Genomic DNA, 12,923 nt, shown 5'->3' on the forward strand with positions numbered 1-12,923 from the left:
AGAGTTGATATGGCAAAAAAAACAGTCGCAGCAAAGAAGAGAAACGTAAAAGTTGACGCTTACGGTCAAGCTCATATTCATTCTTCTTTTAATAACATTATTGTGTCTCTTGCCAATAGCGAAGGTCAAGTTATTAGTTGGTCTTCTGCAGGTAAGATGGGATTCAGAAGTTCTAAAAAGAACACTCCGTATGCCGCTCAGATGGCAGCACAAGATTGTGCTAAGGTAGCTTATGATCTTGGTTTGAGAAAAGTAAAAGTATTCGTAAAAGGACCGGGTAACGGACGTGAGTCTGCTATCAGAACTATCCACGGTGCTGGAATTGAAGTAACAGAAATCGTAGACGTTACTCCACTGCCTCACAATGGTTGTCGTCCTCCGAAAAAGAGAAGAGTATAATTAACTATAGTTTCTTGAACATTGAATCCGGAATTGTGAATAGATTGCATAAAGACCTTATCCTCTCTGTAATCGCGGCTGCACGGTTCCAGATTCAGACAGAAAAATTAAAACAATAAAAAAATGGCAAGATATACTGGACCAAAAACAAGAATTGCCCGTAAGTTTGGTGAAGCCATATTCGGACCGGATAAAGTTCTTTCTAAAAAGAATTATCCTCCCGGACAACATGGAAACGCCAGAAAGAGAAAAACTTCTGAGTACGGAATTCAGCTTCGCGAGAAGCAAAAAGCGAAATACACTTATGGTGTATTGGAAAAACAATTTAGAAACCTGTTTGAAAAAGCACAGCGTTCAAAAGGTATTACCGGTGAAGTTCTGCTTCAGTTGCTGGAAGGTCGTCTGGACAATGTAGTATACCGTCTGGGTATGGCTCCTACAAGAGCTGCTGCTCGTCAGTTGGTTTCTCACCGTCACATTACTGTAGATGGTAAGGTTGTAAATATTCCTTCTTACTCTTTGAAACCCGGTCAGATCGTTGGTGTTAGAGAAAAATCCAAGTCTCTGGAAGTGATTGCTGATGCATTATCAGGATTCAACCACAGCAAATATCCTTGGATTGAGTGGGATCAGTCTTCTTTAAGCGGAAAATTACTGCATCTGCCGGAAAGAACTGACATTCCTGAAAACATTAAAGAGCAGTTGATCGTAGAATTGTATTCTAAATAATAATTGATTTCCATGGCGATATTAGCATTTCAAAAACCCGATAAAGTATTAATGTTGGAAGCGGACAATTTCTTCGGAAAGTTTGAATTTCGTCCGTTGGAACCCGGCTATGGTATTACTATAGGTAATGCTCTGCGCCGTATTCTCCTGTCGTCGCTTGAAGGTTTTGCTATTACATCCATTAAGATCGAAGGTGTTGACCATGAATTTGGAACAATCCCCGGTGTTATTGAAGATGTAACAAACATTATCTTGAACTTGAAACAGGTACGGTTCAAGCATATTGTAGACGACATAGAGAATGAAAAAGTAAGTATTACTGTTTCGGGTTCGGAAGTGTTCAAAGCCGGTGATATAGGTAAACAGCTGACCGGATTCGAAGTATTGAATCCTGACCTGGTTATTTGCCGTTTGGATCCGAACGCTAGTTTCCAGATTGAATTAACGATAAATAAAGGACGCGGATATGTACCCGCTGACGAAAACAGAGATCCGAATGCAGACGTTCACGTTATTGCTATCGACTCTATTTACACTCCTATACGCAACGTTAAATATTCGATCGAGAACTTCCGTGTTGAGCAAAAGACGGACTACGAAAAGTTGGTTCTTGAAATAGCCACAGATGGTTCTATTCATCCGAAGGAAGCGTTGAAAGAAGCTGCTAAGATTCTGATTCACCATTTTATGTTGTTTTCAGATGAAAAGATTGCGATCGAGACAGTTGATACTGACGGCAATGAAGAATTCGATGAAGAAGTACTTCACATGCGCCAGTTGCTTAAGAGCAAGTTAGCAGATATGGATCTTTCCGTTCGTGCATTGAATTGCTTGAAAGCCGCAGATGTTGAAACATTAGGTGAACTGGTTAAGTTCAACAAAAATGATTTGTTGAAATTCCGTAACTTCGGTAAGAAGTCGCTCACTGAACTTGATGAACTGCTTGAAAGCTTGAACCTTTCATTCGGTATGGATATCACGAAATATAAATTAGATAAAGAGTAAGTAAAGCGATGAGACATAATAAAAAATTCAATCATTTAGGTCGTACGAATACTCACCGTGAAGCAATGCTGTCTAATATGGCTTCTTCTTTGATCAAGCATAAGAGAATCTTTACGACAACAGCAAAAGCGAAAGCGCTTCGTAAGTTTGTTGAACCTCTGATCACAAAGTGCAAAGAGGATACAACTCACTCAAGACGTATCGTATTCAGTACATTACAGGATAAAAATGCTGTAACAGAACTTTTCAAGGAAGTAGCTCAGAAGATCGGTGATCGTCCGGGTGGTTATACCAGAATCATCAAGACTGGTAACCGTTTAGGTGACAACGCTGCAATGTGCTTCATTGAATTAGTTGACTATAACGAAAACATGTTGAAAGATACAACAGCTAAGAAAGCTACGAAAACAAGACGTTCTCGTAAGAAATCTACAGCTGCTGAAACTGCTCCGGTTGCTGAAGCACCTGTTGCAGAAACAACAGAAGAAAAAGCTGCAGAATAATATCTGTAACTTATATATAATAAAAACGGCTGGCATATTTATGTCGGCCGTTTTTATTTGCATGAGTTCGAGATCTATTTATTTGATATTCTTCAAAGCTTCCTGTGCCGTCGCATTGGCAGGATCTATTGAAAGGATCTTATTCCAATATAATTTTGAACTATCCATATCCTGCTTAAGGTAGTAGTAATAACCTAGATAGCGATAACATTCCGTTAATTCATTGCGATATTTGTCTTTATTATTTTCCAGGATAGGAATACACGTCTCATAGTAGGGTTTAGCCAACCCTTGTTCTGTTTCCGGATCCAGTTGGGACTGTGTACGTGCCTGCCATAAACTTCCTAAATGGCTATCCGGTACACGTTCTTTTACGATGGCGAACAAACTATCTGCTTTTGTCAGGTAATCGGTAGCCGTCAGGCTATCTTTGGCTGCAGCAGAATAATAGTATTTACCCAGTTGGTAATAATCGGCTGCTTCGGATTCCTTGCCAAGTGACTCTATATATAATGTATAGGCGTTGATGGCATCCGAATCGTTTTCACTGTTACTGTACACCTCTGCCAAGTCTTTATACACTTCCGTATGGGACGGATTTTCTTTAATCACTTTCTGTAATGCCTCTGCCGCTTTATCATATTGCCGGGCTTTGTTGAGTAAGCGGCCGTAGTATAGATAATCCTGCCATATATATTTGGCATCCGGATCATTGAAGAAGGTGTTGATTTCTTCGAGTCCTTTCTCGTATGCATTTGTCTCATAGCTATTATAGATGCTCAGACGTTTCAGCAGGAAGTTGTCTGGATCGATAGCCTGGCCTTCGTTAATGACTTTGGCGGCTTCCGCATATTGCTTGTTGAAGAAGAGGGCAGAGGCGTAATGGATCAGGTTGTCGATAGAGTAGAGGCCTCCGGCCATATACGTTTTATAGGCTGCCACTGCCTTGGAATATGCACCCTGCAATGAATAGATATTGCCGAGTTGATTGTAAGCAGGGAGATAGTCCGGGTAATTGGTAATGACTTTCTGAAGCATTTCTATCGATAATGCAGGCTGAACACCCTGATAGACATTTGCATATTTGAGATAAGCCTCTTTACAGGAAGGGTCGAAATGGATCGCCTGTTCATATCGGCCGGCTGCATCTCCCGGTTTATCTTGACTGATCAACAGGTCGCCTTCATACAGGTAAATGGCCGGATCGTTGATATTATACTTCTTTGCATTATCGAGCGCATCCTGAGCTTCCGGTTTCATCCCGTTGGTGGAATACGCTTTAGCGATGGCTACATAAACCGGTACGTCCTTTTTATTTATTTTGATTGCCGTATCAAACGCTTTTTGGGCAGCCGGCTTATCCGTTTTAAGTAATACTTTACCTTCGCCTACTTTATTATAAGCGTAGTCGGAAGAAGCACTCCATCCTTTTTGATAGTAGGCAAGTGCATCTGACGTTTTACCGGCCTCAAAAGCTATTTCTCCCAGATAATAGAACGCTTCGGCTTGTTCGGCAGGGGAAGCGTTTAGCTGTTTGTTGAAAAGCTGGCTTGCGATGGTCGGCTCACCTGCTTTGTAGTAAGCAAGACCTTGTTGGTTATCAGCGTGGATAGCTATGGCTATCAGGCTTAAAGCGAGTATATATAAATTCTTTATCATGATTGTAGATGTTTATAGGGTTTATAATTGATCTCTTACATTCACTAACCGGACAGGCTGTGTAGCGGGGAGGATGCCGGATTTGAGAATGATCCGTTGTCCCCGGTCGCTGGTGATAAAGGTAGTAAAGCCGGAAGCCAGCCCCATGCGCGGTTCTGATAAGATCAGGTAAACGGATCTTGTCATCGGATACTCCTTTAAGGCAATGTACGCCTGATAAGGTTTGAAACTATTCGTTGCCGTTGCATTTTTATAACGGCTGACCGCCATTACTTTTATGTTGTCAGCAAAGCTCATACAGGTTGAGTCAAGCGGATTACTGATCCAGTTCACTCCGATAATGCCCAGGGCACCGGGTGACTGGGCAACATAATTCATAACCTGCCGGTTACCTTCCATAGCATGAAGATTTCCGGCAAACGGTTCACCGCCACAGATTGAATCGATCGCATAACGGACAATCCCCGAATTCGGATTGTCGAATACAACTTCTATCTTTCCTGATTTATTATTTCCGGAAAGCTCTTTCCAATCCTTCACCTTTCCGGTCAGTATCTCTTTTATGGAAGGAATACCGATCAGAGAGTCCGTATTTTGCTTGTTAACGATTAAAGCTATTGCGTCAGTTGCAATATTGATACTCTTAGGGAATAACTTTTTGGCGTTCATGTATTCTGTCTCTTCGCGGGTTAGCGGACGTGAAGCGATTGCCAACCGTGTACTGTCATGCAGCAGGCGGTTGATCGTTTCAGTCTCACCAGAGAAGAAAGGAACAATACCCGCTTCCTTGTAAAGACTTTCAAACACAGCAATCTCTTCCTCTATGATCGGGGCAAAGCAACCATCCGAAGCGATTGCAATTACACCGCTCGTAGGCGTATCGTCCGGTGAATTGTTTTTCCTACTGTTGCAGGAAGCCAGCAGAAAGGACATGCCGAGGTATATCACAATCATGGATATACCCCAAACAATCCTACTATTTATACACTTTACCTCCATATTATTGTAATCTGAAGCGTACCGGAACCGTGAAGTAGACCGGTACAGGTTTACCATTCTGCTTTCCCGGAACCCATTGCGGAAGAGACTTAATTACCCGTACAGCCTCTTTGTCGCAAGAAGGATCCAGTTGCCTCAATACTTCTACCTTAGTGACTTCACCTGTCGGACTGACCACAAAGCGAAGCGTTACAGTTCCCTGAACCCCGTTTTCTGCTGCAATTACCGGGTATTTCAGGTGAGTACTGATAAACTTCAACAAAGCTTCATTTCCACCGGGGAATTGCGGCATCTGTTCGACAGCAATGTAAGGAGTCGTTTCCTCCTCGATCACTTCCTTATTATCTTTCAGATCGGCAATGTCGATAGCATCCGCACTATCCGAACCCTTGACATCCGCCACTGAAATAGACAGCTTGGACGTAGTCAGTTCTTCCTGTGTCTTGATCTCCTCCTCGTCCCTTACATCCTTGTCCGCTTTGATGACAGGCGGTGTAAACTTGATCGTACTTTTCAGTACAGGGGGCGGCGGAGCCTCGATCGTACGGATTTGATTTTCTTCCGGCACCTTCGTTTCCATTTGCAGGTTGGAAAGCGTAGTCACTTCCAGCACCTGTTCTTTGGTATGCTGCGGAATGACGGATTTGATTAGAGCCGGAATGATCATTACCAGGGCAGCCCCGACAGCAACGATGATCAGGGCGCGTATATGCCTGCGGGAAGAATTCTTACGTAACTCATAAGCTCCGTATTCTTTGTTCTTTCCCTTAAAGATCAAATCAGTCCATTCCGGTGAGTTCAGATTTATATTATTAATATTAATCATGATCGTCATTTTTTATTCGCCTGGGCGATCTCCTTGGATAGTTCACCCCCGCTTTTTAGATTATCAACCAGAAACTTATCTCCGTCGGTGATGTCGACAATCGCATACTTGCCTATGTTGCAGATCTGCATTTCATCGAGTGCATCCACCAGGTCTTTGTAGGAAGCATCGTCGGTAGCCTTGATCAGTACGACCGGCGCATCCTTGCCGCCTTTTATTTCCGTGGCCTGCTTTTTAAACTCATCTTCGGAAATCTCTTTATTCAGCTTTTTCACTTTCAGTTCCGTGATCTTCTGCACGGCATCGGAGTTACGTTCCAATAGGATGTTGCGTAATCCGGTGGGAGAGAAGTCGGTTGTCTGCAATGATTCGACATGCTCGTAATCCGGTTCGCCGAAATAGTAATACACCTTGCTGTCTTCACCCAATATGAGGGTGATCGCTTTGGATGCTTTTACCTTCGTCTGTTCGGCTTCCGTTACATGGTCTTTCGACGGCATGCTGATCTCCATCGTCTGCGGCTTGCTGAGCGAAGTACAGAGCATAAAGAAAGTAATCAGCAACATGTTCATATCCACCATCGGAGTAAAGTCCACACGGATATTCACCTTTTTCTGCTTGCCTTTCTTGCCGTCGCCTTTACCTTTATCTTTATCTGTATTTACTTCTGCCATAACGTTAGTTGTTTAGGCATTGTCAGGAACGTTTTTGAGTGTGGTGATCAGGTTATACCTGTTCTCCCTCAAGTCCTGCAATGTGTTCATAATGTTCTTGATCTTCGGATAAGGAGTCTGCTGATCGGCTTTAATGGCAATCACCAGATCGCGGTTTACTTCGCGGGCATGTTGAACCCACGCTTTAAACTGGTTGTTGGTGCTGTCGGTCGGGATTCCGTAGTTCTGTATTAAACGGTCTTGTTCGGAACCCGGCAGGTTCAGAAACTCCTGCATGTTCTGGATAGGAACACCGAAAGAAGGGAGCAGGCTGAAGCTGTATATTTCCTTGTCGGTAAAGTCGATACCATAATCTTTACCCAGCATCTTCAGCACATTCGCCTTGTCTTCCTGTTTATCCAGGCTCATAAAAACTTTCCCGTCCGGGTCTACCAGGATTGAAAGAATGTTTGTTTCCGGTATCTTGATTTCGGAAACAGAAGCCGGGGTAGTTACCATGACCGGTTCTTTCTGAATAAAGGTAGATGTCAGCATAAAGAAAGTAAGCAGCAACACTGTCACGTCACTCATTGCCGTCATGTCAATGAATGTACTTTTGCGTTTTACTATGATCTTAGGCATATGCTTCAGTGTTTAGCGGCGAATGTCTGTACGATAGAGAAACCGATCTCATCAATAGCGTAGGTGATATTATCTATTTTACTGGTGAAATAGTTGTATGAGATGATGGCCATGGCACCGGTTGCGATACCTAAGGCCGTATTAACCAGCGCTTCCGATATACCGGTCGACAGCGCAACAGAGTCGGGTGCTCCTGCATTGGCCAAGGCGGCGAACGAACGGATCATACCTAATACGGTACCCAGCAACCCGAACAAAGTACCTAATGTAGAGATTGTTGCGATAACCGGAAGGTTCTGCTCCATCGTGGGCAGCTCCAACGCAGTACTTTCTTCGATCTCTTTCTGGATAATGACCATCTTTTGTTCCTTCGTCTGATCCGGTCTTTGTTCGACATCTGCATAGCGGGTCAGGGCGGCGTTGACGACGTTGGCTACTGAACCTTGTTGCTCTTTGCAAGCTGTTTTAGCAGCTTCCAGGTTACCTTCTTCCAGATCTTTTTTGATTGTCCGGACAAATCCCATCAACCCCTTTTTCCCTTTGGAACGGCTGATTGCGATGAAACGTTCCACACTCAATGTAATAACGGTCAGTAACAGTGTGATAACGACCGGAACGATATAGCCGCCTTTATAAATCGTACCTGCATAATTGCCGGGAAGCGGATGGTTGTCAGGATTATTATCCATAAAGTTGGATGGATTACCCAGCACAAAATGAAAGAAGCATACGGCCAGGATAAAGCAAACGATAATAACAATACCGGCCGAAACGCCGTTGGATGTTTTTGATATAATTGAATTATTTGTTTTCATAATTTTGATATTATATTGAAGATAAAAACAGAAAATAATGGTTTAAGTGCACAAATAAGAGAATGTGCATCCGGGCTATACCTCTAAAGGTATAACCTGACGATTACAATCATTTTATCTATAATATCAAATAACGAGTTTCCGCAGAACGTAGATCCACTGGTTTCCACATTTACGGAGCGAGGAGTAGTTTATGGTTTGAATAGTAGATAATGTCTCTGATATTTTATATTGCGTAGCTTGCTCTTTCAGTTTTAGGAAGAAAAGTCCCTTGTTACTGTTCGACAACTTGAAAAGACGTTCGTAATTGTCGGAAGCCGGTTTCGTACGGGCAGTTATATCGAAAGACTCGAGAGGATTTTTACTTAATTCAAACTTCTTAAGCTCCTTGTTCAGGGAAGAAGCATTTTCATCGTCGGTCTGGTTACATTGCAGGACTATGCTTTCGCTATCAGCATTAAACGCAACCTTCTGACCTGCAAAGATCAAAATGAGCAGTGTTAATATGGATAGAACTTTTTTCATAACCCGACAAATGATACTTTTTATGTTAAAACAGTTTGTTAATATAAAAGGTTGAAACTATTTAAGGAAAAATGTCTACTAATCCGGCACCAAATTTAGATAAAATATTGAATAGAAAAAGAAAGTCCTCTATTTATTCATTGAAAAACTCTATGGCGGTTCGACAACAATCTTTGCGCACTCGTTGTTATATTTGTACTGAGTGAAAAATAATAGAATACTAAATATTTAGGTTATGAAAATTGAAAAAGTAGTAGGTAGAGAGATCCTTGATTCCCGTGGAAACCCGACAGTAGAAGTAGATGTACTTCTTGAATGTGGCGCATTTGGACGTGCAGCCGTTCCTTCCGGTGCTTCAACCGGCGAAAACGAAGCAATCGAACTTCGTGATGGTGACAAAAAGCGTTATGGTGGCAAAGGTGTCCTGAAAGCCGTTGACAATGTAAACAAGATCATTGCTCCTGCCATTATCGGTATGAGCTCATTGAACCAGCGCGAGATCGACCATAAACTGATCGCCTTGGACGGAACAAAGACGAAATCCAAACTAGGTGCAAACGCCATGCTTGGAGTATCTCTTGCTGTAGCTAAAGCTGCTGCCAACTATCTCGACCAGCCGCTTTACCGCTATATCGGTGGAACAAATGCTTATGTATTGCCTGTTCCGATGATGAATATTATCAACGGAGGTTCGCACTCCGATGCTCCGATCGCATTCCAGGAATTCATGATCCGCCCGGTAGGTGCGAAGAGTTTCCGCGAAGGCTTGCGTATGGGTGCTGAAGTATTCCACGCATTGAAGAAAGTATTGCACGACCGAGGTCTGAGCACTGCTGTTGGCGACGAAGGCGGTTTCGCTCCGGCTCTGAACGGTACGGAAGATGCTTTGGGATCGATCATGGCTGCCATCAAAGCTGCCGGATACGAACCGGGCAAGGACGTAACGATCGCTATGGACTGTGCTGCTTCCGAATTCTATGATAAGAAAGGCATTTATGACTATTCGAAGTTTGAAGGTGCCAACGGTGCTAAACGTACTGCTGCCGAACAGGTTGCTTACTTGTTGGATCTGGTTAACAAATACCCGATCGACTCTATCGAGGATGGTATGGATGAAAACGACTGGGAAGGCTGGAAGCATCTGACAAAGGCGTTAGGTGATCGTGTCCAGCTGGTAGGTGACGACTTGTTCGTAACGAACGTTGAGTTCCTGAAGAAAGGTATTGAAGAAGGTTGTGCCAACTCAATCCTGATCAAAGTAAACCAGATCGGTACATTGACCGAAACATTGGATGCTATCGAGATGGCTCACCGCAACGGATACACCTCTGTTACTTCACACCGTTCGGGTGAAACGGAAGATGCTACAATTGCCGATATCGCTGTTGCAACCAACTCCGGACAGATCAAGACCGGTTCATTAAGCCGTTCGGATCGTATGGCTAAGTACAACCAGTTGCTTCGTATCGAAGAAGAGTTGGGTAATCTGGCTGTTTATGGTTACAAGACTTATAAGAAATAAGAAAACTAATAAGGTCTGATTTTGAATGATAAGAGGCCGTTCCTTCGGGGACGGCTTTGTTCTTTCCGGCTCTATGCCGAAAGCTAAGGCGGTTGCATAGGAATGTTAAGGTCTTAGCATAGGATTATTAATCATTTAGCTCTGCTATTTGAAATAAGTAAGGTATGCTTTACAAATATGTAAGGCTATAATTACAAATATGTAAGGCATGCCTTGCTATTATGCAAGGTATATTGTACGAATATATTAGTCAGGAGAAAAATGGTTAGATGTCGGGAGAGAAAAGGTTAGCTTTCCTATGTAACGGACTTAGTTTGCGAGACCCATCCCATCCGGATGTTCTATTAAGGAATAGCCGGCCCGGTTCCTCAAATATAAAACACTTCTTGCCTGGAAAAAATGTGCCGACTCTACCAGTTCATCCATTAATATATGTATCTTTGTGAATTACGTAACACATAAAACACTTAATTATGAAAAATTTAGATCCTAAAGTCATGGCAGAGAATGAAAGAAAAGAGTTGCAAGACCGGTATATCCGCTTCGATTGGGCCATCAAGCGTTTGTTGCGCCAGAAGGCCAACTTCGATGTGCTTAACGGTTTCCTGACAGTCGTGCTCAGGGAAGAGGTTCGTATCCTTGAAATCCTCGAAAGCGAAAGCAACCAGGAAAGTGCCAACGACAAGTTCAATCGTGTAGACATCAAAGCATTGAACAGCAAAGGCGAGATCATCATCGTCGAAATCCAAAACACCCGCGAAGTGCATTATCTCGAACGTATCCTCTACGGCGTGGCCAAAGCCATCACCGAGCATATCTCGCTGGGTGAAGGTTATCAGAAGGTAAAGAAAGTCTACTCCATCAGTATTATTTACTTCGATCTCGGTGTGGGTACGGATTATTTCTACCACGGACAGAATCATTTCACCGGCGTGCATACCGGCGACCGTCTGCGTATCAACATGCGCGACCGCGATGCAGTCATTACCCGCCTGCCTGCAGAGATCTTCCCTGAATACATTCTGATCCGTGTAAACGAGTTCGATAAAGTAGCCACAACGCCTCTGGACGAATGGATCAAATACCTGAAAGACGGCACGATCCGCCCCGATACGACAACACCGGGGCTTCGTGAAGCCCGCGAGAAACTAAAGTATTACTCCATGTCCTCGCAGGAGCGGCATGCTTATGACGAGCACCTGAATGTAATCATGATCCAGAACGACGTCCTCGACACCGCCAAATGGGAAGGTCGGATCGAAGGCCTTGCAGAAGGAAAAGCGGAAGGTCTTACAGAAGGAGAGGCTAAAGGAAAGGCAGAAGCCTTACGTCAGACGGCAGTAAATATGAAACGTATGGGTATAGAGACTACCGGCATTGCAAAATGTACAGGTTTGTCGGTAGAGGAGATAGAGTCGTTATAATCTTACACCGAAAACATTCATTTATAGGAAGAACTGAAACATTTAAATCTGGCAGGAAGTGAAACAAAATCAGCCGGGGTATTATGTATTAATACAACCCGGCTGATTCAATATATTATGCAATCATTAATTACAATTCGTCAATCTCTTTCACCGACAGACAGGTACATTGGGCAATCGTTTCGATATTGACTCCCTGCTTTTTTAATTTAGTAGCAATCAGTCTTTGCTCTTCAGTCTTACCTTTCTCCATTCCTTTTTTCAAACCTTTCTCCTCAGCTTCTTCAACCGCATATTCCATCGTAGCATGCCAGTCACGGTAAATCTTCAGGTTCTCCTCATAGATGGCACGCTCGTGGTCGGTCATCGCATTGAGGTTTGCCACGTCGAGCAAACGTCTGAAAGCATCCTCTTTCTCCTTGAACGGAGACATATCAAATAAATTCATATTCTTCAAGATATAAACCGTGTTTTCGAGAGGTGTCGTGCATTCCTCTTTTGTCAGATTGAACAGGTCGAACGACAGATAGATCTGTTTCAGTTTGACCTCACCAAAAGTTTTACCCGTTGCCTCGTCGGCCAGGACTACGTCCGTACGCCAACCACGAAATTCAGGCAGGCTGAAGTTCAACAGGTAGATACCGTAGATGGGAAGAAGGCTGTATTGCCAGTCCCGTCCGCTCTTTCCCTGACGGGAAATCATTCGGCAAAGGTAATATAATCCGCGGTTAAAGAAATAACGTTGCGGGCAATTCTGCATTTCCAAGACAAATTTCGTCCCGTCCACATCTTCGCAAAGGAGATCGAAGATCACCGTGCGTTGTTCTACTACTTCCGGTTGGATTTCTTTATCGAGATAGGTCAGGCCTTTCACCTGGCGTTCACCCTGAAGGGCGGCATTGATAAAATCAATGGCTACTTGCTTTACCCCGAAGACAGCCTTGAAGCCGGCATCGAGCATGACATTCACGTATCTTTCCATATGTTAATGGTTTAAATGGTCTATTACCCAATAGCGGGTAACGCGACAAATGTAAGTATTATTTTATTATTCCGGTTATCGAAAAGCGTATTTTTGATTCAAAGTTGTCAATAACTGAACATTATGAAGGCGAAATGAAGCCCCTATGAAGGGCCGATGACACCGAAAATACTCCTGGGTTCATCTTGTATCTGTCAGAATATCAGCCGGGTATTGAATTTGAATGAACGCTGAACCCGC

14 protein-coding genes are annotated in these 12,923 nt (G+C 43.3%); 6 read left to right on the forward strand and 8 right to left on the reverse strand.

Annotated elements, in window-relative coordinates:
- The first annotated feature begins 9 nt into the window (after positions 1–9).
- From rpsK to rplQ, 4 genes are all read left to right on the forward strand, one after another.
- Entirely contained in the window at positions 10–399 is a 390-nt protein-coding gene (gene rpsK / locus HMPREF1212_RS24380; RefSeq protein ID WP_005634781.1) for a 30S ribosomal protein S11, read from the forward strand.
- A gap of 123 nt (positions 400–522) precedes the next feature.
- Entirely contained in the window at positions 523–1,128 is a 606-nt protein-coding gene (rpsD, locus tag HMPREF1212_RS24385; RefSeq protein ID WP_028730671.1) for a 30S ribosomal protein S4, read from the forward strand.
- Positions 1,129–1,140: 12 nt separating this feature from the next.
- A complete protein-coding gene (locus tag HMPREF1212_RS24390; RefSeq protein ID WP_028730672.1) occupies positions 1,141–2,133 on the forward strand; it encodes a DNA-directed RNA polymerase subunit alpha in 993 nt (330 codons plus the stop codon).
- An 8-nt stretch (positions 2,134–2,141) separates the two neighbouring features.
- Positions 2,142–2,636: a 50S ribosomal protein L17 gene (gene rplQ, locus HMPREF1212_RS24395; protein ID WP_028730673.1), complete on the forward strand. Its 495-nt coding sequence runs from the start codon at positions 2,142–2,144 to the stop codon at positions 2,634–2,636.
- Between the two features lie 78 nt (positions 2,637–2,714).
- Here rplQ and HMPREF1212_RS24400 read toward each other — a convergent pair whose 3' ends face one another.
- The 7 genes from HMPREF1212_RS24400 to HMPREF1212_RS24430 all read right to left on the reverse strand — a co-directional run bounded on the left by HMPREF1212_RS24400 (position 2,715) and on the right by HMPREF1212_RS24430 (position 8,755).
- The gene (locus HMPREF1212_RS24400) at positions 2,715–4,295 is read right to left on the reverse strand and encodes a tetratricopeptide repeat protein (RefSeq protein ID WP_046151492.1); all 1,581 of its coding nucleotides are present in this window, start codon (positions 4,293–4,295) and stop codon (positions 2,715–2,717) included.
- A 21-nt stretch (positions 4,296–4,316) separates the two neighbouring features.
- Positions 4,317–5,249 (reverse strand): PstS family phosphate ABC transporter substrate-binding protein, encoded by a 933-nt coding sequence (locus HMPREF1212_RS24405; protein ID WP_046151493.1) that lies wholly within the window; start codon positions 5,247–5,249, stop codon positions 4,317–4,319.
- A gap of 46 nt (positions 5,250–5,295) precedes the next feature.
- Positions 5,296–6,120 (reverse strand): energy transducer TonB, encoded by an 825-nt coding sequence (locus tag HMPREF1212_RS24410; RefSeq protein ID WP_046151542.1) that lies wholly within the window; start codon positions 6,118–6,120, stop codon positions 5,296–5,298.
- A 5-nt stretch (positions 6,121–6,125) separates the two neighbouring features.
- Positions 6,126–6,794, reverse strand: a complete 669-nt coding sequence (locus HMPREF1212_RS24415; RefSeq protein WP_046151494.1) for an ExbD/TolR family protein — start codon at positions 6,792–6,794, stop codon at positions 6,126–6,128.
- A gap of 12 nt (positions 6,795–6,806) precedes the next feature.
- Positions 6,807–7,415 (reverse strand): ExbD/TolR family protein, encoded by a 609-nt coding sequence (locus HMPREF1212_RS24420; RefSeq protein WP_046151495.1) that lies wholly within the window; start codon positions 7,413–7,415, stop codon positions 6,807–6,809.
- A gap of 5 nt (positions 7,416–7,420) precedes the next feature.
- The gene (locus HMPREF1212_RS24425) at positions 7,421–8,230 is read right to left on the reverse strand and encodes a MotA/TolQ/ExbB proton channel family protein (RefSeq protein ID WP_044193834.1); all 810 of its coding nucleotides are present in this window, start codon (positions 8,228–8,230) and stop codon (positions 7,421–7,423) included.
- 126 nt (positions 8,231–8,356) lie between these two features.
- Positions 8,357–8,755 carry a hypothetical protein gene (locus HMPREF1212_RS24430; protein ID WP_046151496.1) on the reverse strand — a complete coding sequence of 133 codons (399 nt, stop codon included), beginning with the start codon at positions 8,753–8,755 and terminating at the stop codon, positions 8,357–8,359.
- Positions 8,756–8,990: 235 nt separating this feature from the next.
- Between HMPREF1212_RS24430 and eno the strand changes: the two genes are divergently transcribed.
- Both eno and HMPREF1212_RS24440 read left to right on the forward strand, forming a co-directional pair.
- On the forward strand, positions 8,991–10,277 hold the full coding sequence (gene eno, locus HMPREF1212_RS24435) for a phosphopyruvate hydratase (protein WP_046151497.1): 1,287 nt from the start codon (positions 8,991–8,993) through the stop codon (positions 10,275–10,277).
- Positions 10,278–10,750: 473 nt separating this feature from the next.
- The gene (locus HMPREF1212_RS24440; protein ID WP_046151498.1) at positions 10,751–11,701 is read left to right on the forward strand and encodes an Rpn family recombination-promoting nuclease/putative transposase; all 951 of its coding nucleotides are present in this window, start codon (positions 10,751–10,753) and stop codon (positions 11,699–11,701) included.
- 130 nt (positions 11,702–11,831) lie between these two features.
- On the opposite strand, the gene HMPREF1212_RS24445 is transcribed toward HMPREF1212_RS24440, so the two are convergent.
- Positions 11,832–12,683 carry an Rpn family recombination-promoting nuclease/putative transposase gene (locus tag HMPREF1212_RS24445; protein WP_046151499.1) on the reverse strand — a complete coding sequence of 284 codons (852 nt, stop codon included), beginning with the start codon at positions 12,681–12,683 and terminating at the stop codon, positions 11,832–11,834.
- Positions 12,684–12,923 lie beyond the last annotated feature (240 nt).

Source organism: Parabacteroides sp. HGS0025, assembly GCF_000969845.1.
GTDB classification, from domain to species: Bacteria; Bacteroidota; Bacteroidia; order Bacteroidales; family Tannerellaceae; genus Parabacteroides; species Parabacteroides gordonii.